Source organism: Pseudomonas sp. HN8-3 (genome assembly GCF_020790195.1).
GTDB lineage: Bacteria > Pseudomonadota > Gammaproteobacteria > Pseudomonadales > Pseudomonadaceae > Aquipseudomonas > Aquipseudomonas synxantha_A.
Window position 1 is genome coordinate 316,463 of the sequence record NZ_CP086206.1, and the last position, 21,274, is coordinate 337,736.

General features: G+C 60.2%; 19 protein-coding genes and 1 pseudogene. 6 read left to right on the forward strand and 14 right to left on the reverse strand.

What is annotated here, in order from left to right; translation table 11 throughout:
- Positions 1 to 265: 265 nt before the first annotated feature.
- The 3 genes and pseudogenes from LJX92_RS01390 to LJX92_RS01400 all read right to left on the reverse strand — a co-directional run bounded on the left by LJX92_RS01390 (position 266) and on the right by LJX92_RS01400 (position 1,417).
- A complete protein-coding gene (locus LJX92_RS01390; protein WP_032878404.1) occupies positions 266 to 541 on the reverse strand; it encodes a hypothetical protein in 276 nt (91 codons plus the stop codon).
- A 122-nt stretch (positions 542 to 663) separates the two neighbouring features.
- A pseudogene (locus LJX92_RS01395) lies at positions 664 to 1,247 on the reverse strand (Fic/DOC family protein).
- Complete coding sequence (locus tag LJX92_RS01400; protein WP_005783831.1) at positions 1,247 to 1,417, reverse strand: YhfG family protein; 171 nt, start codon at positions 1,415 to 1,417, stop codon at positions 1,247 to 1,249. The pseudogene LJX92_RS01395 and the gene LJX92_RS01400 overlap by 1 nt, the downstream one beginning before the upstream one ends.
- Before the next feature lie 267 nt (positions 1,418 to 1,684).
- On the opposite strand from LJX92_RS01400, the gene LJX92_RS01405 reads away from it, so the two are divergent.
- Both LJX92_RS01405 and LJX92_RS01410 read left to right on the forward strand, forming a co-directional pair.
- Positions 1,685 to 3,622 carry a RecQ family ATP-dependent DNA helicase gene (locus LJX92_RS01405; protein WP_228309231.1) on the forward strand — a complete coding sequence of 646 codons (1,938 nt, stop codon included), beginning with the start codon at positions 1,685 to 1,687 and terminating at the stop codon, positions 3,620 to 3,622.
- A gap of 12 nt (positions 3,623 to 3,634) precedes the next feature.
- Positions 3,635 to 4,066 (forward strand): acyl-CoA thioesterase, encoded by a 432-nt coding sequence (locus LJX92_RS01410; RefSeq protein WP_032878401.1) that lies wholly within the window; start codon positions 3,635 to 3,637, stop codon positions 4,064 to 4,066.
- A 67-nt stretch (positions 4,067 to 4,133) separates the two neighbouring features.
- Here LJX92_RS01410 and LJX92_RS01415 read toward each other — a convergent pair whose 3' ends face one another.
- The 3 genes from LJX92_RS01415 to fdhD all read right to left on the reverse strand — a co-directional run bounded on the left by LJX92_RS01415 (position 4,134) and on the right by fdhD (position 8,062).
- The gene (locus tag LJX92_RS01415) at positions 4,134 to 4,619 is read right to left on the reverse strand and encodes a glycine zipper domain-containing protein (protein WP_005783837.1); all 486 of its coding nucleotides are present in this window, start codon (positions 4,617 to 4,619) and stop codon (positions 4,134 to 4,136) included.
- A 258-nt stretch (positions 4,620 to 4,877) separates the two neighbouring features.
- Complete coding sequence (locus LJX92_RS01420; RefSeq protein WP_228309232.1) at positions 4,878 to 7,226, reverse strand: FdhF/YdeP family oxidoreductase; 2,349 nt, start codon at positions 7,224 to 7,226, stop codon at positions 4,878 to 4,880.
- On the reverse strand, positions 7,223 to 8,062 hold the full coding sequence (fdhD, locus tag LJX92_RS01425; protein WP_032878399.1) for a formate dehydrogenase accessory sulfurtransferase FdhD: 840 nt from the start codon (positions 8,060 to 8,062) through the stop codon (positions 7,223 to 7,225). The genes LJX92_RS01420 and fdhD overlap by 4 nt, the downstream gene beginning before the upstream one ends.
- Before the next feature lie 243 nt (positions 8,063 to 8,305).
- Here fdhD and lysM point away from each other — a divergent pair, with 243 nt between their 5' ends.
- The gene (gene lysM / locus LJX92_RS01430; protein ID WP_032878398.1) at positions 8,306 to 8,746 is read left to right on the forward strand and encodes a peptidoglycan-binding protein LysM; all 441 of its coding nucleotides are present in this window, start codon (positions 8,306 to 8,308) and stop codon (positions 8,744 to 8,746) included.
- A gap of 107 nt (positions 8,747 to 8,853) precedes the next feature.
- Here the strand turns inward: lysM and yrfG are convergent, their stop codons facing one another.
- Complete coding sequence (gene yrfG / locus LJX92_RS01435; RefSeq protein WP_032878397.1) at positions 8,854 to 9,516, reverse strand: GMP/IMP nucleotidase; 663 nt, start codon at positions 9,514 to 9,516, stop codon at positions 8,854 to 8,856.
- 87 nt (positions 9,517 to 9,603) lie between these two features.
- Between yrfG and nudE the strand changes: the two genes are divergently transcribed.
- Entirely contained in the window at positions 9,604 to 10,170 is a 567-nt protein-coding gene (nudE, locus tag LJX92_RS01440; protein WP_005783845.1) for an ADP compounds hydrolase NudE, read from the forward strand.
- Positions 10,167 to 11,003 (forward strand): 3'(2'),5'-bisphosphate nucleotidase CysQ, encoded by an 837-nt coding sequence (cysQ, locus tag LJX92_RS01445; RefSeq protein WP_005783847.1) that lies wholly within the window; start codon positions 10,167 to 10,169, stop codon positions 11,001 to 11,003. Before nudE ends, cysQ begins: the two co-directional genes overlap by 4 nt.
- Before the next feature lie 128 nt (positions 11,004 to 11,131).
- Here cysQ and LJX92_RS01450 read toward each other — a convergent pair whose 3' ends face one another.
- The 7 genes from LJX92_RS01450 to rfbB are packed head-to-tail and all read right to left on the reverse strand — an operon-like array spanning position 11,132 to position 18,202.
- Positions 11,132 to 11,587 (reverse strand): thioesterase domain-containing protein, encoded by a 456-nt coding sequence (locus LJX92_RS01450; protein WP_228309233.1) that lies wholly within the window; start codon positions 11,585 to 11,587, stop codon positions 11,132 to 11,134.
- A 25-nt stretch (positions 11,588 to 11,612) separates the two neighbouring features.
- Positions 11,613 to 12,998, reverse strand: coding sequence for a sigma-54-dependent transcriptional regulator (locus LJX92_RS01455; RefSeq protein ID WP_148853129.1), 1,386 nt, complete (start codon positions 12,996 to 12,998; stop codon positions 11,613 to 11,615).
- Complete coding sequence (locus tag LJX92_RS01460) at positions 12,995 to 14,803, reverse strand: sensor histidine kinase (RefSeq protein ID WP_103733976.1); 1,809 nt, start codon at positions 14,801 to 14,803, stop codon at positions 12,995 to 12,997. The genes LJX92_RS01455 and LJX92_RS01460 overlap by 4 nt, the downstream gene beginning before the upstream one ends.
- 36 nt (positions 14,804 to 14,839) lie before the next feature.
- Positions 14,840 to 15,709 carry a dTDP-4-dehydrorhamnose reductase gene (rfbD, locus tag LJX92_RS01465; RefSeq protein ID WP_228309234.1) on the reverse strand — a complete coding sequence of 290 codons (870 nt, stop codon included), beginning with the start codon at positions 15,707 to 15,709 and terminating at the stop codon, positions 14,840 to 14,842.
- On the reverse strand, positions 15,706 to 16,251 hold the full coding sequence (gene rfbC / locus LJX92_RS01470; RefSeq protein WP_032878390.1) for a dTDP-4-dehydrorhamnose 3,5-epimerase: 546 nt from the start codon (positions 16,249 to 16,251) through the stop codon (positions 15,706 to 15,708). Before rfbC ends, rfbD begins: the two co-directional genes overlap by 4 nt.
- Positions 16,248 to 17,123, reverse strand: a complete 876-nt coding sequence (gene rfbA / locus LJX92_RS01475) for a glucose-1-phosphate thymidylyltransferase RfbA (RefSeq protein ID WP_005783860.1) — start codon at positions 17,121 to 17,123, stop codon at positions 16,248 to 16,250. Before rfbA ends, rfbC begins: the two co-directional genes overlap by 4 nt.
- Positions 17,120 to 18,202 (reverse strand): dTDP-glucose 4,6-dehydratase, encoded by a 1,083-nt coding sequence (gene rfbB, locus LJX92_RS01480; RefSeq protein ID WP_032878389.1) that lies wholly within the window; start codon positions 18,200 to 18,202, stop codon positions 17,120 to 17,122. The genes rfbA and rfbB overlap by 4 nt, the downstream gene beginning before the upstream one ends.
- A gap of 153 nt (positions 18,203 to 18,355) precedes the next feature.
- On the opposite strand from rfbB, the gene LJX92_RS01485 reads away from it, so the two are divergent.
- Complete coding sequence (locus LJX92_RS01485; RefSeq protein ID WP_228309235.1) at positions 18,356 to 21,265, forward strand: aminotransferase; 2,910 nt, start codon at positions 18,356 to 18,358, stop codon at positions 21,263 to 21,265.
- The last annotated feature ends 9 nt before the right edge of the window (positions 21,266 to 21,274 follow it).

The window sequence follows — 21,274 nt, forward strand, 5'->3', positions numbered from 1 at the left end:
GACAGAGCTTGGAGAGGGCGCTAGTTTCGCTCAGGCGAAAGGTATTTCCGTAGAGGGCGAGCGATTGTTTGAAGCAGTTTGGGAAGCGGACGTCGCGCCATTTGGTGGTTTCTTACAGTGGTTTCCTGGGTTTACGGCTTGATACCGATTTGGCAGGCTGAACTGGCAAAAAGTGGGAGCCGGGCTTGCCCGCGATGGCGGTGCGTCAGGTTTAAAAAATATAGCCCGATACGCCGCCATCGCAGGCAAGCCAGCTCCCACACGTTTAGCTGTGTAGCGGATCGCTTTGTGTTGGTTGGTCGGCCGCTGGTCGCATTTGCACGTGTTGAGTAGCTTCGAGCAAATCACAGCCGTCCTGAACGAGCAGGTACAGCGCATTGATGATGTGAGAAATGTCTTTGAGGTCGGCGTGTTCGAAGGTCAGGCAAGAGAAGGTTTCCACTAAATCGCTGGCGGCGCGGATACGCTGGTGGGCGGCGGATTGGATATCATCACAGTGTTCCAATACAGATTCAAAGAAATACGCCAGAGGAGCTGGCACGTTTGTCTCTGCTGTTTTTCGGGTGACCAAACCCGGTCGCTGAATTGGCAGCGACGAGCTGAACCTTAGAAGTGAGGTTGTTCTCGAGCAATAAACATATGGTTTAGTCGTTCGCGGTTCGATCAGGCTCTGGGAGGCTTACTGATACACCGCTCAAAAATCGCCTCCAGTCCTCGATAGTCACACGCCACCGCATCAATATTCGCCGGTATCCATGCCGCGTGTTTCACCAGCCACCAGTTCACCGAAAATCCCGCATTCACGATGATCTGTTCAAACAGGATCCGCTGAGCCCGTCCATTGCCTTCACGGAAGGATCGCCATAAGCTTCAGCGATGTGGTGAACGAGATCGGCCTGGGACGCGCCGACATACCAATTGGCTTCCAGCATGCGTTGAATGATTTTTGCAGCTTCCGGCGGGATGCGCTCCGGGGTGCAGAATAGCGTCTCACCTTTCTGGATGTTGACGCTGCGCAGTTCACCGGCCCAATCGTAGATGTCACCGAACAGGACGCGGTGGATGTGTTGCAGACGATCAAGGTCGTAGGGCGGCGGAAAGAGCGGAAGGTTGCCTACTGCAATCTCGGATAACTCCCGCTCTGCCTCGTGCAGGCGGTGTTCATCGAGCAAATCGAGGCGGTTGCGCAGGACGCTGCTACCGGGGTAGCAGTACGGGTCCTGGCCCACCCCGTATTTGTCGAGCATCAGCGTGAGGTATTGCGGTATTTGGCCAGGACGGCTTCGCGGGTCGGCAGGGGCTTGTCGACATCGGCCGGTTGGGTATCGAACCCTTCCAGGCGCAGGCTGGCCAGATAATTGGAACGGCGGATCTTGTGATAGTGATCCTGTTTTTGCTCAAACGTCAGTTCGCTCATTGCAGCGTACTCCTGGTTAGCAAGGCTTTGATTGTAGCGCAATGCATCAGGGGGAAGGCAGGATAAAAACCAAGTCGTAACCTGTATCAAAAACCCGCCGAAGATCTTAATTCAATGTGAGCTTTCGCAATATTCCCCTTCGGCCCTGGGCCATCCTCTGCCTGTGTATCATCCTGTCTCTTATTTCCTTGCGACCTTTCTCGATTCGCCGAACTTACTGGGCTACGTTTTTAAGCCACGTTCAGCGGTCAATGGAGTGACAGCCTTATGCACGACACCCTCCAGCAGGTCTTTGGTTATCCACAGTTTCGCCTGGGCCAGGAAGAGACGGTCAGCGCCGTTCTGGCCGGGCGTTCGGCAGCAACAATCTTCCCTACGGGGTCGGGTAAATCTTTGTGCTACCAGCTGTCGGCTGTGTTGCTGCCGCACCTGACGCTGGTGGTGTCGCCTTTACTGGCGTTGATGCAGGATCAATTGGGGTTTCTGCAGCGCCATGGCATTTCGGCAGGCAGTATCGATTCGGCCCAGAGCCGTGATGAGGCCAACGATGTGATGGCCCGTGCGCGTTCGGGCGAGCTGAAAATCCTGATGATTTCCGTGGAGCGCTTGAAGAGCGAGCGCTTTCGTAACTTTTTGCACAGCGTGCAGATCTCGCTGCTGGTGGTGGACGAGGCGCACTGCATCTCCGAGTGGGGCCACAACTTCCGCCCGGACTATTTGAAGCTGCCGGACTACCAGCGCCAGTTCAATATCCCACAAGCGTTGCTGCTGACGGCCACGGCGACGCCCAAGGTAATCGCCGACATGCAGGCCAAGTTCGCGATTGCCCCCGGGGATGTGGTGACCACCGGCTTCTATCGGCCCAACCTCAACCTGCTGGTGGAACCGGTCAGCGGTCAGCACAAGCGCCGCAGGTTGGTTGAATGGATGCAGGAGCGGGCCAACCAACCGAGCATCGTCTATGTCACTTTGCAAAAAACCGCCGAGCAGATTGCCGAGCATCTGAACCGCCACGGCATTCAGGCCGAGGCTTACCACGCGGGGCTGCCCCACGATAAACGCGAGGGCATCCAGCAGCGGTTCATGGGTGGGCGCTCCAATTGCATTGTCGCGACGATCGCGTTCGGCATGGGCATCGATAAAAGCGATATCCGCAATGTGGTGCACTTCGACCTGCCAAAGTCTATCGAGAACTACAGCCAGGAAATCGGCCGTGCAGGGCGTGACGGGCAGCCGTCGGATTGCCTGGTGTTGGCCAATCGCGACAGCCTCAATGTGCTGGAAAATTTCGTCTACGGCGACACGCCGGAGCAAGAGGGCATTGGCCGTGTCCTCGAGGAGTTGCAGGCCGCACGCAGTGAAGGGCAGTGGGAGTTCCTGCTCAGGTCGTTGTCCGATCACAGCAATATTCGCGAGCTGCCACTCAAGACGCTGCTGGTGCAGTTGGAACTCAAGGGTGTGATCGCGCCGCGCTACGCGTTTTATGCCGAATACCGTTTCAAGTACCTGGTCGAGCCCGACGCTTTGCTCGCACGTTTTTCCGGCGAGCGGCAGCAGTTCGTCGCGGTGATCATCCAGGTGTGCAAGCGTGCGAAAACCTGGGCAACGGTGGATTTCGACGCGCTGTATCAACAGCACAATGCCGAGCGCAGCCGGGTGGTAAAGGCGCTGGATTACTTCCAGGAGCAGGGCCTGATCGAGCTGGAAAGCAAACAGATGACCGAGGTCTACAGTTTGCTCGACACCGATTTCGAACCACAAACCTTGAGCGCTGAGTTATACACAGGCTTCAAGCAACACGAGGTGACGGAGGTGGCGCGGATTCACGCCATGCTCGACCTGTTCGCCACCGAGCACTGCCTGGGGCAGCGCTTGGCGCAGTACTTTGGTGATGAAAACGCTCCCCAGCGTTGTGGACATTGTTCGGTGTGCCACGGCCATGTCGCGTATCTGCCGCCTCCGCCAAGCCTGCCGCCGCTTGTGGATAAAAGCTTCATGGGGCTGTGCGGCGATTTTATCCACAGGCATCATGAGCACACTGGCGAGCTACCCAGTGCCGAGCGGCTGACGCGGTTTCTTGGCGGTATCAGCGTGCCGTTGTTTACCAAGTTGAAGGCGCGGGGCATTCCCGGTTTCGCCGCGCTGGAGGACTACCCCTACGCCGAAGTGCGCGAATGGGCCCGCGCTCAATTAGACCTACTCTGAAGAGACTTGCCGATGCCTGACTCAACGCCCCTGCGCGCCGATTACCGCTACTTCCAGCCGATCACCACGCGTTGGCACGACAACGATGCCTACGGCCATGTGAACAACGTCACCTACTACAGCTTTTTCGATACGGCGGTGAATACCTACCTGATTGAACAGGGCGGGCTGGATATTCACGACGGTGAGGTGGTGGGATTCGTGGTGAGTTCGGCGTGCGATTATTTTGCGTCGATTGCCTTTCCCGAGCGCATTGAAATCGGCCTGCGAGTGGGCAAGTTGGGCAACAGTTCGGTGCAGTATGAGCTGGCGGTGTTCAAGGCAGGCGAAGAAGAAGCCTGTGCGGCGGGGCGCTTTGTGCATGTGTTTGTGGATCGGGCCTCGAACCAGCCTGTGCCGATACCGGGGATGTTGCGCGAGGCGTTGCAGCGACTGGTGGTCTGACCGTGCGGCACCCCATGTGGGAGGGGGCTTGCTCCTCCCACATTAGTACTGCGGTGCTCTTCAGAGCTTACCGATGACGGTAGTGGTGCTTGTTCTTGCGATGCCCATAGGCATGGCCGCGGCCTGGATGGCCATCGCGGTAGTAGCGACGGTCGTCACGGTCGCGGTCGCGATAACGGCGGTCGTCGCGGTCACTTTCGTTACCCATGTAGTTGCCCAGTGCACCGCCCGCGCCACCGCCGGCCGCCGAGCCGATCAGTGCGCCGGTACTGCCGCCGACACTGCGGCCCACGACGTTGCCGCCAGCTGCGCCCAGTGCGCCGCCAATGGCGGCTTCGCCACGGCTGCGCTTGTCGGCGCCGACCGCACTACCACCCGCGCCGCCCAGGGCCGCGCCGATGGTCGAACCGGTATTGCCGCCCAGCTGCTGGCCGACAACAGAACCTAGAACCCCGCCCAATGCGCCGCCTACACCGGCTTCGGTGGTGCCACCGGCCATGGCTGCGCCACTGACCAGGCCAAGGGACAACAAGAGAATCGAGGAGAACTTCATTCAGGGAAACCTCAAGGGGATGACGGCGCGATCCTGAGGTTGTATCGAGCCGCTGACAATCGAAATCCGACCGGCGGCAGAGGTTGTATACAATTTGCTAAGTTGCTGTTTTGTATGGGGAACTTAAGTTGTTTTTACAGGTCTTTAGTTACTTCGGAACGGCCGCTTTTATGCAAAAGCGGCCTTTTTTGTGCCCGTAGAATATGTAGAGATTGTGCGGGCCTCGAAAGCGGTCGTTCAAACAACAAAGATCCCGGGTCAGGCCGAGCGCGCCATGATCAACCCAGTATCACTCGCCGCCTCCAGACGAATCGCGACGAACTTCGACGTTGGCGTATGGCTGCCGTCGCCAGTGCTTTCCAACGGCACCAGTGGGTTCACTTCCGGGTAGTACGCCGCCGCCTGTCCGGCCGGTATATCAAACGCCAGTAAGGTAAAGCCCTTCACCCGGCGCTCACGGCCGTCCTCCCACAGCGACACAATGTCGGCCTTCTGCCCTGGCTTGAAGCCCAGGCGGATGATGTCGGCTTCGTTGACGAACAGCACGTCACGCTGGCCCTTGACGCCACGGTAACGGTCGTCCAGGCCGTAAATAGTGGTGTTGTACTGATCGTGGGAGCGCATCGACTGCATGATCAGGTCTGGTACCCGGCCCGTGGCGTGGGTGCGTTCGTGGATCAGGTCTTTGGGCAGGATGTTAGGGCGGAAATTGGCGCGGCCCGACGGCGTGTTCCAGCGACGTGCACCGGCCGAGTTGCCAAGGTAAAAACCACCTGGGTGCTTGATGCGTTCGTTGAAATCCTTGAAGCCCGGGATGGTGTCGGCGATCAGGTCGCGGATGCGCCCGTAGTCGGCTACCAGCCAGTTCCAGTCCACCGGTGTGCTGCCCAGGGTGGCGGCGGCAATTCCGGCCAGGATCGCGGGCTCGGATTTCATCAGCGCCGACAGCGGTTGCAGTTGGCCATTGGAGCCATGGACCATGCTGAACGAATCTTCCACCGTCACCGCTTGCGGGCCGTCGGCCTGGATGTCGATATCAGTACGGCCCAGGCACGGCAGGATCAGTGCGTCTTTACCGTGCATCAGGTGGCTGCGGTTGAGCTTGGTGCTGATTTGCACGGTGAGGTCGCAATTGCGCAGGGCTTCGAAGGTACGCGGGCTGTCAGGCGTGGCTTGGGCGAAGTTGCCGCCCAGGCCGATAAACACCTTGGAGCGGCCTTCGAGCATGGCGTGAATCGCTTCCACCACGTTGTGACCATTGTTTCGCGGCACCTGAAACTGGAAACGACGCTCCAGCGCGTCAAGGAACGCCACCGGTGGGCGCTCGTTGATGCCCATGGTTCGATCGCCCTGCACGTTGCTGTGACCGCGCACGGGGCACAGGCCGGCACCAGGGCGGCCGATATTGCCACGCAGTAGCATCAGGTTGGCGATTTCCTGGATGGTCGGCACCGAGTGACGGTGCTGGGTAATCCCCATTGCCCAGCACATGATCACGTTCTTGCCTTTGGCGTACATGCGCGCCGCTTGCTCGATCTCGACCAGGGTCAGGCCGGATTGCTCGACGATTTCTTCCCATGAGGTGTCGTCGATCTGGCCCAGATACTCCAGTACGTTGGCGGTGTGCTCATTGAGAAAGTCATGGTCGAATACCGCTTCCTTGCCTTCGGCAAGTGCTTGGCGTTCCCACAGCAGCAGGAACTTGGCCATGCCGCGCAGGATCGCCATGTCGCCGCCCAGGGCCGGGCGGAAGTAGGCAGTGTTGGTCGGCTTGTCGCCGTTAGTGAGCATTTCGAGCGGATGTTGCGGGTGCTGGAAGCGCTCCAGGCCGCGCTCTTTCAGGGGGTTGATGCACACCACCTGGGCGCCGCGCTTCACCGCTTCGCGCAACGGTTCAAGCATGCGCGGGTGGTTGGTGCCGGGGTTCTGGCCCCAGACGAAAATAGCGTCGGCATGTTCGAAGTCGTCAAAGGTCACGGTGCCTTTGCCCACGCCCACACTTTGTGCCAGGGCTACGCCGCTGGCTTCGTGGCACATGTTCGAGCAGTCCGGGAAATTGTTGGTGCCGTAGGCGCGCACAAACAACTGATACAGGTAGGCGGCTTCGTTGCTGGCGCGACCCGAGGTGTAGAACTCGGCCATGTTCGGGCTGGGCAAGGCGTTGAGGTGCTTGCCGACCAGGTCAAATGCCGCATTCCAGCTGATGGGGGTGTAGCGGTCGGTTTGTGCGTCATAGCGCATCGGCTCGGTCAGGCGGCCCTGGTATTCCAGCCAATAGTCGCTTTGCTCCAGCAATGCCGTGACGCTGTGCTTGGCGAAGAAGGCTGCATCGACGCGGCGCTTGGTGGCTTCCCAGTTGACCGCCTTGGCGCCGTTTTCGCAGAACTTGACCATGCCGCTTTCCGGCGAGTCGCCCCAGGCGCAGCCCGGGCAGTCGAAGCCGCCGTTCTGGTTGGTCTTGAGCATCATGCGCAGGTTTTTAAGCGCGTTATCGCTGGTCAGCCAGGCTTGTGCCACGCTGATCAGGGCGCCCCAGCCGCCGGCCGGGCCTTTATAAGGCTTGTAGCGCGGAGTTGGGGTTTGGTCGGCTTGGTGGTGAAGGCTCATGGCTGGTGCTCCATCGCTGGGCTGTAGACCCGTGGCGCGCTTTTCTGCGGCAGGTGGATGAGATTGAGGTTGTGCCGGCGTGCCCATTGCAAGGCCAGGCCGGTGGGCGACGACAGGCTGACCAGGGTCTGGATGCCTGCACGCAAGACTTTCTGGATCAATTCAAGGCTGCAGCGGCTGGTAACAATCGCCAGGCCGCCGTCGGTCTGAATCTTTTGGCGGATCAACGCGCCGATCAATTTATCCAAGGCGTTATGCCGGCCGATGTCTTCACGGCCCAACAGCAATTCGCCTTGATCGTTCATAAACACCGCCGCGTGCACTGCTCCGCTGTACTGGCCCAACGGTTGGAACGCACTGATGCGCTGGCGCAGGCCGTCGAGCCATTGCGCTGGCGGCAAGGGCGCGCCGGGCAGCACTTGAAGGTCGGGCAGGGCCTGTTCAACCGCTTCTACACCGCACAGGCCGCAGCCGCTGGTGCCCGCCAATTGGCGGCGCTGCTGCTTGAGGTTCCAGAAGGCCCGGCTGGAAATCTGTACCTGAGCATACTGAGCGGAGCCCGCGCCGCTGATTTTTAGATCATAAATGTCGCTAACGTCGGCAATAATGCCGCTGCCGAGGCTGAAGCCGACGATAAAATCTTCCAGGTCGGTTGGTGTGACCAGCATGACTGCCTGGCTGATGTCGTTATAGGCAATGGCCAACGCCACCTCTTCGGCCAACGCAGTGCTGCCGACTTCAGTGTGTTCAAGATTGCAGTATTGGTAGCTCTGGCTGGCGGCGGGCGCGGGCGTTTCAAGGGCGGGCGCCGCGCAGGTTGGGCGCTTGGCGTTCATGGGGCAGTACCACCGACGGATTGATCAGTGTTCAGACTAGGCGCGACAAAGGGTCGCGTCTAATTGCCAGTATTGATGTATTGATAGATGGCGTCGATCAAGGTTCCCGCCCATTTCGCCGGGGGCTTATTCCAGGGACGGCGGATCTGGATACTTTTGAGTCTTTAGCCGGTTTGGAACCCAAGTCTGCTGGACTGGTCTAGTCTTGGGCATCTGGAAATTAAATCCCAAGGAGAGCGCACCATGAGTATTTTTAGCTTTATCAAAGAAGCCGGCGAAAAGATTGTCGACCTGTTGACGCCGGGTAATGCGAATGCGAGTGAGCAGCTGAAGGAGCATGTGAGCAAGGTGGGCCTGGGTAATCCAAACGTGCAGACTACGGTGGATGGCGACAAGGTCACTGTGACTGGTGAAGTGGCGAGCCAGGAAGAGAAAGAAAAGATCCTTTTGGCGCTGGGTAACATTGCTGGCGTGGCAAGCGTAGACGACCAGATCACTGTAACTGGTCCAGTAGTCGTGGCTTCACGCTTTGTTGTTGTGAAAAGCGGTGACACTCTCAGCGCAATCTCTAAAACGGTTTATGGCGACGCGAATAAGTACGACAAGATTTTCCAGGCTAACAAGCCGCTGCTGTCGCACCCGGACAAAATCTATCCAGGCCAGACACTGCGTATCCCTGAGTAATACGCAGGACAAAATGTGGGAGGGGGCTTGCTCCCGATGGCGGTGGTTCAGCACCTGATACTTGGCTGATACACCGCCATCGGGAGCAAGCCCCCTCCCACATGGGTTCAGAGCCCGACAATGAGATCGCGGTAATCCTCTACTGCCGCAAACTCTGCGGTGTCCTTCGGGCCTTTCTTGCTATCAGGCTCTTTGACTGCCAGCAAATGCCCCACGCCGAAATCCCGGGCACTGCGCAGGATCGGCAAGGTGTCATCGATAAACAGACTACGGGCCGGGTCAAAGTGGATATCGGCTTGCAACGCTTCCCAGAACTGTGGGTTTTCCTTGGGAAAACCGTAGTCATGGGAGCTGATCAATCGCTCGAAATACGGCGCCAGTTCAATGCGTTCCAACTTCAATGACAGCGAATCACGATGAGCGTTGGTGATCATGATCACGCGCTTGCCGGCCTGTTTGATCGCCTTCAGAAAGGTATCGGCATCCGGGCGCAGGGCGATCAGGTGGGCGGTTTCCAACTTGAGTTCGCGCACCGGGATCGCCAGTTCAGTGCTCCAGAAATCCAGGCAATACCATTGCAACTGTCCGGCGTTACGCTCAAACAACGGCTGCAACTCCATTTCGGCCATGGCCCGGCTCACGCCGTGCAGTTCGGCGTAGCGGTGGGGCAGGTGTTCCATCCAGAAATGGTTGTCGTAATGCAGGTCGAGCAGGGTGCCGTCCATGTCCAGCAGGACGGTGTCGATGGCGTGCCAGGGCAAAGAGGGCATGGTGCGTTCTCATGTAAGTAAAGATATCCGACACAGACAATCGGAAAAGCCACGGTATAGTAACCCGATCACGCCAAGGAGCCGCTTATGCGCCAGAAACCCACCGTCCTCGCCCGCGAAATAGTCGCCAGTAGCCGTTTGTTCCGCGTGGAGGAAGTGCAGTTGCGCTTTTCCAATGGCGTTGAACGGACCTACGAGCGCCTGGTGGGGCGCGGCGCGGGCTACGGCGCGGTGATGATTGTGGCGATGATCGACGAGGATCATGCATTGCTGGTCGAAGAATACTGCGGTGGCACTGACGAATATGAATTGTCCTTGCCCAAAGGTTTGATCGAGCCCGGCGAGGACGTGCTGGCGGCGGCGGACCGCGAGCTCAAGGAAGAAGCTGGCTATGGCGCACGGCAGTTGGAGCACATCACCGAGCTGTCGTTATCGCCGGGCTATATGAGCCAGAAAATTCAGGTAGTACTGGCCACCGACCTTTACGAAGAGCGCCTGGAGGGCGATGAGCCTGAGCCGATGCGCGTGGACAGGGTCAACCTGCGGGAGCTTTCTGCGCTTGCGCAAAACGAGCAATTCAGCGAGGGCCGAGCACTTGCCGCGCTGTACCTGGTACGCGATCTGTTGACCCAGCGTGGAGCGTTCAACGCATGAGCGAACTGTTTTTAGGCCACCCGTTTATCGCCCCCGTGATTGAGCTGGCCCGCCAGGCCGGCGAAGCTATCCTGCCCTACTGGCGCGCCAATGTAGCCGTGACCTCCAAAGCGGATGATTCGCCGGTGACGGCTGCCGATCTGGCCGCTCACCATCTGATTCTCGCGGGCCTGACCGCGCTCGATCCGAGTATTCCGGTACTCTCCGAAGAAGACGCCGATATCGATCTGAGCGTGCGTGCCCAGTGGCAGCGCTGGTGGCTGGTGGACCCATTGGATGGCACCAAGGAATTCATTTCCGGCAGCGAAGAATTCACTGTCAATATTGCCTTGATCGAACAGGGCCGCGTGGTGTTCGGCGTAGTGTCGATGCCGACCACTGGCCGTTGCTACTTCGGTGGCGCGGGCCTTGGGGCATGGCGTTCAGATGTGAAGGCCGCACCCAAGCAGATCCAGGTACGCCAGACCCCGGCCGTGGGCGAAGCCTTTACTGTGGTCGCCAGTCGTCGGCATACCAGCCCTGAGCAGGAACGCCTGCTGGATGGCTTGAGCGAAGGTTTGGGCGCGCTGAAGCTGGCGAATATCGGCAGCTCGTTGAAGTTTTGCCTGCTGGCCGAAGGCAGTGCTGACTGCTATCCGCGCCTGGCACCGACCTCACAGTGGGATACCGCTGCGGCACAGGGCGTACTGGAAGGCGCAGGAGGTGAAGTATTGGAGTTGAACGGTCAGCCGTTCAGCTACCCGGCGCGGGAATCGCTATTGAACCCGTTCTTTCTGGCGCTGCCAGCCAAGGCCGCATGGCGTGAGCGCCTGTTGACCCTGGCCAGATCTTAAGATCACTGCAGAGCAAAATGTGGGAGCATCGCTTGCCCGCGATGACGGAGTGTCAGTCATACAGGTATTGGCTGATCCACCGCTATCGCAGGCAAGCCAGCTCCCACTTTTATTTTATGTAATGGCTGCTAGCGGTGCAGGACGTACTGGCCGGTAAAGGCCACTGCACGCTCCTCACTGCCTTCATTCACAATCCATGTCTGCAGCGCCAACCGCGCCCGTCCATAACGCTTGTACGTCGCCAAGAAACGCTTCCACACTTTTTCTTCCGGCGCCGCGCAAATCGCCGTTGCATCCTGCGTCACCGGCAGCGGATAGCTGATCTGCCCTTCCTGAATCACGATATGACCGTCTTCTATCCCCGCTTCGCGCAGCTTCAGGTGCAGCCAACCCCAGCCTGCCAGTACGGCGCCACAGTAGAGGCTGCCACCGAACATGGTGCTTTTGTGGTTGATATTGGCTTGCAAGGGCAGGTGCAACTGCAGTTGGTCGTGTCGCCAGCCGAGCACCTTGAGACCCATCTCCCGGGTGAGGGGAATGTCGTGGTGAAGGACGGCTTCCAGGTAACGGCTGTCGCGGCTCATAGCGGTCTCTTGGTGGTAGGCGGATTCATTCGTCGTCGGCGCTTTGGCTGGTGCTGTCGGCGAAGTTCAGACCGTGTTTGCGTAACTTGTCGTGCAAGGTCTTGCGCGGCACGCCCAACGCTTCGGCGAGGCTGCGCACGGAGCTGTGAGGGCGGGTGAGTTCGGCGGCGATCAAGCTTTTTTCGAACTGCTCGACTTGCTCGCTCAAGCCGCCGGGCGTGGACGTCAGCACGCCCGCGGCGGGATTGTCTTGGGCGCTATCGAGCGCCAACTCCAGGCCCAGGGCGAAACGCTCAGCGGCGTTTTGCAGTTCCCGCACATTGCCCGGCCAGCTGTGGCGCAATAACAGCGCGCGTTGGCCCGGTTGCAGCTCATGCAGGGGCAGGCCGTGGCGGCTGCTGGCCTCGTCGGCGAAGTGCTGGAACAGCATCAATGCATCTTCACCACGCTCGCGCAGAGGCGGGATGCGTAGCGGTGCGACGTTGAGGCGGTAATACAAGTCGGCACGGAAACGGCCCTGGTCGGCGGCTTGGCGCAGGTCTTCCTTGGTGGCGGCGATAATGCGGATATCCAGCGGAATCAGCTGATTGCCGCCCAAGCGCTCCACCACGCGCTCCTGCAACAGGCGCAGCAACTTGACCTGCACATCCAGGCTCATGCTTTCGATTTCATCGAGAAACAGCGTGCCGCCATTGGCGAACTCGAACTTGCCGATGCGGCGTTTCTGCGCGCCGGTGAACGCCCCCGGCTCATGGCCGAACAGTTCGCTTTCTACCACCGATTCGGCCAGCGCCCCGGCGTTGATCGCCACAAATGGGCCACTGCGGCGGCTTGAAAGGTCATGCAGGGCGCGGGCGACGACTTCTTTGCCAGCACCGGTTTCGCCCAGGATCAGCACATCGGCCTTGGTCGCGGCCAAGGCGCCAATTTGCTCGCGCAGGCGCAACATTTGCGGGGAGTGCCCCACCAGGCGCGTGCTCAGTTGCTGACGATCGCTGAGAGCCAGGCGCAGGCTGCGGTTGTCCAGCACCAGGCGACGCAAGGCCAGGGCGCGGCGCACGCTGTCGAGCAGTGCGTCGCTGGCGAAGGGTTTTTCGAGGAAGTCATACGCGCCGGCACGCATCGCCTGCACCGCCAACGGTACGTCGCCGTGGCCGGTGATCAGCAGCACCGGCAGGTCCGGGTCCTGGCCATGCAGTTCGGCCAGCAGCTCCAGGCCGTCCATGCCGGGCATACGGATGTCGCTGACCACCACGCCAGGCCAGTCGCGGGACAGGCGTGCGGTGAGGCCGGTGGCTTCGCCCAGGGGCAGGACTTTGAGTCCGGCCAGGTCCAGGGTTTGGCACAGGGCTTGACGCAGGTGTGGATCGTCGTCGATCAACACCACCTGAATCTGGTTGTCGATGCTCATACACTGCGGTCCTCGGACGGTTGCAGACTGACGCCCGGCGAGCCGGCACGCAATTTCAAGGTTAACAGCGCGCCGCCTTCCTTGTGGTTGGCGAACAGCAGTTCGCCACCAAAGGCGCGCATCAGGGTGTCGCAGATTGCCAGGCCCAAGCCCAGGCCCTGGGTGCGCGTCTTGGTGGTGTAGAACGGCTCGCTGGCGCGGCCCAGGGCTTCCATGCAAAAGCCTGGGCCGTTGTCGCGAATGTACAGGTTGACGCCCTGGGGCGTGGTTTCGGCACTCAGCCAGAGTTTGCGCGGCGGGCCTTTTTCAGTGAGGGCGTCCAGGGCGTTGGCCAGCAAGTTACCCAGTACCTGGCGCAGGCGGGTTTCACCGGCCTGCACCCACAGAGTTGCCTCCGGCAGGTCGCGGATCAATTCCACTTCCATCGAGCGCCGCCGCTTGGCCAGCAACGCCAGGGCGTCGTCCAGGGCCGGTTGCAAGGCTACGCTCTCCGGTGCGTGACGATCACGGCGAGCGAATGCACGCAAATGGGCGATGATCGAGGCCATGCGCCCGGTCAGCTCGCTGATCAGTTTGAGGTTGCCGCGGGCATCGCTGGTGCGCTCATGGTCGAGGAGGATTTCGGCGTTTTCTGCATAGCTGCGAATCGCCGCCAGCGGTTGGTTCAGCTCATGGCTGATACTCGCCGACATGGTGCCCAGGGCCGAGAGTTTACCGGCCTGGACCAGGTCGTCCTGGGCGCGCACCAGTTCCTGCTGGGCGTGTTCGCGTTCCAGCACTTCCTGTTTCAGGCGCCGGTTCAGGCCCTCCAGGTCGCTGGTACGCTCGGCCACGCGCATTTCCAGCTCACGGCGGGCCTTGGCTTCGAAAGCGATGCGTTCCAGGTAGTGCCGACGGCGCTGCATCAGCAATCCCAGCAACAGCATCAGCACCAACAACGTGGCACCGCCCACGGCGACAACCGTGCGCACCGGACGGTTGATCAGCGAGCGTGGCGCCAGGATTTCCACATTCCAGCCGGTTTCGGCGATGGCCGTGGATTGGCGCAGCCAGGCGCTGCTGCTCAGGCTCAGCGGCTGCGGGTCACGGGTGGGGTAGGGCTGTATGGCGATGATGGCCTGGCGCTCTTCGGCGGTCAGTGGCCGCGTGGCGCGGAATCGCCATTGCGGGCGCGAGGTGAGGATCACCACGCCGTTGTGGTCGGTGACCAGCAGTTGTTCCGGGGTATTGCCCCACAGGCTTTCGGTGTGATCAAGGTCGACCTTGACCACCAGCACGCCGATGATGGTGTCGCCGTCACGCACCGCGGCGGCGAAGAAGTAGCCGCGCTTGGCTGAGGTGGTGCCCAGGCCGAAAAACCGACCCAGGCGCCCGGCCATGGCTTCGCTGAAATAGGGCCGAAAGGAGAAATTGCGCCCGACGAAGCTGTCTTGTTTGTCCCAGTTGGAAGCGGCAAGGGTCTTGCCGGTGGTGTCCATCAGGTACATCACTTCCACACCCGCCTGGGCGGCGACATCCTTGAGCAACAGGTTGGCATTGGCCAGGTTGGTACTGACGTGAGGTGCGTCCAGGGCGACGCGCAGGGCCGGCAAATCGCCGAGGATTTGCGGCAATACTTCGTAGCGATGCAAGGTGCCCAACAGGTTGGCGACATACAGGTCGAGAGTCTGGCGGTTTTGCCCGGCCAATTCGCTGCGGTAGTAGCGCTCGGCCAAATGCTCCAGCGGCCACAGCAGCGGTGCCAAGCACAATGCCAGCAGGGCGAGGCTGCGCCAGCGGGGTCTTCGCGGAAGGGGTGGAGTCATGGGGAGTGTGCGCCTGTGGGTACAGGCGCATTATGCCTAGTGCTGCTTGGCAAGACACTCGTGCAATGCATCTTGCCAATGGGGCTGGCTGACGTGCCATTGCTGTTGCAGACGCGAGCAATCCAGGCGCGAGTTCAGCGGGCGCTTGGCGGGGGTGGGGTAGGCACTGGAAGGGATCGGCTCCAGTTCGGCGCAGGCTTTGCCTTCGATCCGCAATTGCTCGCCAATGGCTTGGGCAAAGCCGAACCACGAGGTCTCACCTTGTGCGGTGAGGTGGTAAACCCCCCAGTCCCCGGCCTTGCCAGCCTGCCACTGCTGAATCAGCGCGCGGGTGCTGCTGGCGATGGTCCCGGCCCAGGTCGGCGCACCGATCTGGTCGGCGACGATGCGCATCTGCGCTTTTTCCTGCAGCAGGCGCTGCATGGTCAGCAGGAAATTCTTGCCATGGCCCGAATAGACCCAGCTGGTACGCAAGATCAGGTACTCGCCACCTGCTGCCGCAATCGCCTGCTCACCCGCCAGCTTGCTCTGGCCGTAGACACCCAATGGGTTCGGCGTGTCGCTTTCGGTGTACGGGGCAGGTTTGCTGCCGTCGAACACGTAGTCGGTCGAGTAGTGAATCAGCGGGATACTCAGGGCCTTGGCTTCCTCGGCGAGGATGCCGGGGGCGATGGTGTTGATCGCAAAGGCTGCGTCCGGTTCGCTCTCGGCCAGATCCACGGCCGTGTGAGCTGCCGCGTTGATGATCAGGCCAGGGCGGTGGGCGCGTACCTGTTGGCGGATGAGGTCAGCGTCGGCCAGGTCAAGCTGGTCGCGGCCCAGGATGACGAGTTCGCCAAGACCCTGGAGCCGCTGTTGCAGCTCCAGGGAGACTTGGCCGTGTTGGCCGGTGATTAATATTTTCATGGGAACAGGTCGGCTTCCATCAGCAGTTTTCCGACCTGGTCTTTGGCAGACAATTGCGGCGGCTCGACCAGCTCCCAGTCGATAGCCAGCGTCGGGTCATTCCAGAGAATGCTGCGCTCGGCGCTTGGCTGGTAGTAATCGGTGGTTTTGTACAGGAACTCTGCGTGGTCGCTCAACACCACGAAACCATGCGCAAAACCTTCCGGCACCCACAATTGACGATGGTTCTGTGCCGACAGGCGTACACCCACCCAGTGTCCGAAGTTTGGGGAGCTGCGACGGATGTCGACGGCTACATCCAGCACTTCGCCGTGAGTGACACGCACCAGCTTGCCTTGAGTGTGCTCAAGCTGATAGTGCAAGCCCCGCAGTACGCCTTTTTGCGAGCGCGAGTGGTTGTCCTGCACAAAATCACGCTTGAGCCCGGTAGCTGCTTCAAAAGCGCGGGCGTTGAAGCTTTCGTAGAAGAAACCGCGCTCGTCACCGAATACCTTTGGCTCAAGGATCAGCACGCCGGGTAGTGTGGTTTCAACTACGTTCACTGGGTCTCTCCGGCGAGGGAATACAGGTACTGGCCATAGCCGGTCTTGCCGAAGTATTTGGCGCGTTCCAGCAGATAGTCGCGGTCGATCCAGCCGTTTTCGTAGGCGATCTCTTCCAGGCAAGCCACTTTCAAGCCCTGGCGGTGCTCGATGGTCTGCACGTAAGTCGAGGCCTCCAGTAGGCTGTCATGGGTGCCGGTGTCGAGCCAGGCAAAACCGCGACCGAAGCGTTCTACATGCAGGTCGCCGCGCTGAAGATAGGCGTTGTTGACGTCGGTGATTTCCAACTCGCCGCGCGGCGAAGGCTTGACGGCCTTGGCGATCTTGATCACGTCGTTATCGTAGAAATACAGGCCGGTGACGGCATAGGGTGACTTGGGCTTCGCCGGTTTTTCTTCGATGGACAGGGCGCGGCCCTCTTTATCGAAATCAATCACACCGAAGCGCTCCGGGTCTTTTACCCAGTAGCCGAATACCGTAGCGCCCGATGAACGCTCGGCTGCAGTGCGTAATTGATCACTAAAATGTTGGCCGTGGAAGATGTTGTCCCCCAGAATCAGGCACACGGCGTCATCACCGATGAACTCTTCGCCAATGATAAATGCTTGAGCCAACCCGTCTGGAGACGGCTGTTCGGCATAGGTGAAATGCACGCCAAACTGGCTGCCATCTCCCAGCAGGTTTCGGTACTGTGGCAAGTCTACCGGCGTGGAGATCACCAGGATGTCCTTGATCCCGGCAAGCATCAGCACGGATATCGGGTAGTAGATCATGGGTTTGTCGTACACCGGCAACAGCTGTTTGGACACTCCCAGAGTAATGGGGTGCAAGCGGGTGCCGGAGCCGCCAGCCAATACGATGCCCTTCATCATGCGATTAGATCCTTCAAGTCGGTGTTGCCCAATCGTTCGCCCTGATAACTACCGTCCTGGACCCTGCGGCACCATTCCAGGTTATCGAGGTACCACTGCACGGTTTTGCGCAGTCCTGTCTCAAAGGTTTCTTCCGGGACCCAGCCCAGTTCGCGTTCGATCTTGCTGGCGTCGATGGCGTAGCGCTGGTCGTGGCCAGGGCGATCCTTGACGAAGGTGATCAGGTCAGTGAATTTTTCCACGCCGGCGGGGCGCTGCGGCGCCAGCTCTTCCAGCAGGCCGCAAATGCCACGTACCACGTCGATGTTCTTCTGCTCGTTATGACCACCGATGTTGTAGGTCTCGCCCACCACCCCAGTGGTGACCACTTTGAGCAGTGCACGGGCATGATCCTCGACGAACAGCCAGTCACGTACCTGCAAACCGTCGCCGTAGACAGGCAGTGGCTTGCCCGCCAAGGCGTTGAGAATAACCAGCGGGATCAATTTTTCGGGGAAGTGGAATGGCCCGTAGTTGTTCGAGCAATTGGTCAGCAGTATCGGCAGGCCGTATGTACGCTGCCAGGCGCGTACCAGGTGGTCGGATGCCGCCTTGCTCGCGGAGTAGGGAGAGCTGGGCGCGTAAGGCGTGGTTTCGGTGAAGAGGTCGTCTACGCCGTGCAGGTCGCCATACACTTCGTCAGTGGAAATGTGGTGGAAGCGGAACGCGCTTTTGGCCGGTTCTGCCAGCTTCTGCCAGTAAGCCCGTGTGGCTTCCAGCAGGCTGTAGGTGCCAACGATGTTGGTCTGGATAAAATCCGACGGACCGTCAATGGAGCGGTCAACGTGGGACTCGGCCGCCAAGTGCATGATCGCATCAGGTTCAAAGCGTGCGAGTACGGCGCTGACGGCGGCCTGGTCGATGATATCGGCCTGGACAAACTCATAGCGGCTGTTGGACGCGATGCTGGTCAGCGATTCAAGGTTGCCGGCATAGGTGAGCTTGTCCAGATTGAGCACTTCATGTTCGGTATCTTGAATCAAATAGCGGATCAGGGCTGAGCCGATAAAGCCAGCGCCGCCAGTAACGAGAATGCGCATATCGGAGGGCCCTTTCCTTAGATGGACATTAAGCGAATGAAGCATAGCTTGAGTTGTGTGGGCCGGGTGGTGCAAGTCCGGCGTTTACTGGGGGTTGCCTTGTGACCCGGAACAATGGCGATATAGACGTCTGAAAAAACAAAGGTCGTCACAATGTCGTTAGCCACATTGACCCACCGCGCCAGTTTACCTTGCCCACAAGTAAGCCCCGACCAGGCGGCAAGCCTGCTCGAGCGGCATTATGGGATGAGCGGTGTGCTGCAAGCGTTGGGCAGTCAACAAGACCTCAACTACAAGATTGACAACGCCCAGGGCCGTTTTGTTCTCAAAATCTGCCGCGGTGACTACGCCGCCGTTGAACTCGAGGCCCAGCACGCGGCCCTCAATAGTCTGCAAGCACATGTCCATCTGCGCGTGCCCAAGGTGATTCAAGCGTTGGATGGTAGTGAGCTGCTGACGGTAGACGTGGACGGGCACACCCTGCACCTGCGGCTACTGGAGTACATCGACGGCCAGCCCCTCACGCATTTACCGCACCTGGGCCGCGATGTGATCGCAGGCTTCGGTGAGCTGTGCGCGCAGATGAGTCTCGCGCTGCAAGGTTTCAAACATCCGGGCCTTGCGCGCACCCTGCAGTGGGATCCGCGCCATGCGCAGGCGTTGATCACTCATCTGCTGGCAACCTTGCCTGACCTGCCGCAACGCGCCGTATTGGAGCACGTAGCCACGCAGGTCGAGGCGTATGTCCAACCGTTGGCACCACGCCTGCCGTGGCAAGCGGTACATCTGGACATCACCGATGACAATGTGGTGTGCCAGCGTGATGCCCAGCGGCGCTGGCGTATCCACGGCGTGATTGATTTCGGCGATCTGGTGCACACCTGGCGGATTGCTGACCTGTCGGTAACCTGCGCGTCCCTGTTGCACCACGCTCACGGTGACCCGTTTGCGATTCTGCCGGCAATCCAGGCCTGTCACGCGGTGATGCCGTTACAGCGCGAAGAGCTGGAAGTGTTGTGGCCGCTGATCGTCGCACGCGCGGCGGTGCTGGTGCTCAGCAGTGAACAGCAGCAACGCCTGGACCCGGATAACACGTATTTAAAGAAAAACGCTGAGCACGAGTGGGAAATTTTCCATGTTGCGACGGCGGTGCCGTTTGCGCTGATGCAAGCGGCGATTCTCACTGGCGTTGGCGAGACGTTGCCACCGGTTGCCAGCCATGACTTTGCACCCTTGTTGCCGGGCCTGGTGGGCCGCGAGTTCGCGCTGATCGACCTGGGCGTACTCAGCCCGCATTGGGAGGCCGGTAATTGGGAAACCCCGGGAATAGATCGGCGGTTGCTGGCTGAAGCAGCGGCAGTACATGGGCTGGCGGCCAGCCGGTATGGGCAATACCGCTTGTCGCGTACCTGTGCCGACAGCGCGGTAGAGCCGCAGACCTTGCCCCTCCATGTCGAACTGCACCTGCCCCACGGCAGCGTGCTGCAAGCCCCCTTTGCAGGCACGCTGCGTGAAGGCGCCGATGGCTTGCTGTGCTTGCACGACCCTAGGCTGAGCCTGCGTGTGTGGGGCTTAAAAACGTCACTCACGCCTGGAGCGTTGGTGGTGAAAGGGCAAGTAATGGGGGAGGTTCACGCGCCGTTGACTGTGCAGTTATGCAGCGCCGACCTTGAACCGCCACTGTTCTGTACGCCCTCCCGAGCCTCGGCCTGGCAGGCGTTGTGCCCGTCACCGGCGGCGCTGTTGGGGCTGGCCTGCGATGCCGAGCCGGAACTGGACCCGCAGGCTCTGCTGGCCCGGCGTGATGCCAGCTTCGCCCGCTCCCAGAAGCATTACTACGTGGACCCGCCACGTATCGAGCGGGGCTGGCGCAACCACCTGATCGACATGCAGGGCCGATCCTACCTGGACATGCTCAACAACGTAGCCGTGCTGGGCCATGGTCACCCGCGCATGGCCGCGGTGGCAGCGCGGCAGTGGTCGCTGCTCAACACCAACTCGCGGTTTCACTATGCTGCGATTGCCGAGTTTTCCGAACGGTTGCTGGCGCTGGCGCCCAAGGGCATGGACCGCGTGTTCCTGGTCAACAGCGGCACCGAAGCCAATGACCTGGCGATTCGCCTGGCCTGGGCCTACAGCGGTGGGCGCGACATGCTCAGCGTGCTGGAGGCGTACCACGGTTGGTCAGTGGCGGCAGACGCCGTGTCCACATCAATTGCCGATAACCCCCAGGCATTGAGCAGCCGCCCGGACTGGGTGCACCCGGTGACAGCACCCAATACCTACCGCGGCGAATTCCGCGGGCCGGACAGCGCACCGGACTACGTGCGAAGCGTGGAACACAACCTGGCGAAAATTGCCGCAAGCCAGCGCCAATTGGCCGGATTTATCTGTGAACCGGTATACGGCAATGCCGGGGGCATCTCTCTACCGCCGGGTTATTTACAGCAGGTGTATGGCTTGGTCCGTGCCCAGGGGGGCGTGTGCATCGCCGATGAGGTGCAGGTAGGTTACGGCCGCATGGGCCACTTCTTCTGGGGCTTTGAAGAGCAGGGTGTGGTGCCCGACATCATCACCATGGCCAAAGGCATGGGCAACGGCCAGCCTTTGGGGGCGGTGATCACCCGTCGAGAAATTGCCGAGGCGCTGGAGGCCGAAGGTTATTTCTTCTCGTCATCGGGGGGCAGCCCGGTCAGTTGTCAAATCGGCATGGCGGTGCTGGACGTGATGGAAGAAGAGAAACTCTGGGAAAACGCCCAGGTGGTTGGCGGGCATTTCAAGGCTCGGCTGCAAGCGCTGATCGACCGCCATCCGCTGGTCGGAGCGGTACACGGTTCGGGCTTCTATCTGGGCCTGGAACTGGTGCGTGACCGACACACCCTGGAACCAGCGACGCAAGAGACGGCGCTGTTATGTGATCGTCTTCGGGAATTGGGGATTTTCATGCAGCCTACGGGTGACTACCTGAATATTCTCAAGATCAAACCGCCGATGGTGACCACCCGGCAAAGCGTGGACTTCTTTGTCGACATGTTGTCGAAAGTACTGGATGAGCAGCTGTGATAGATCGAT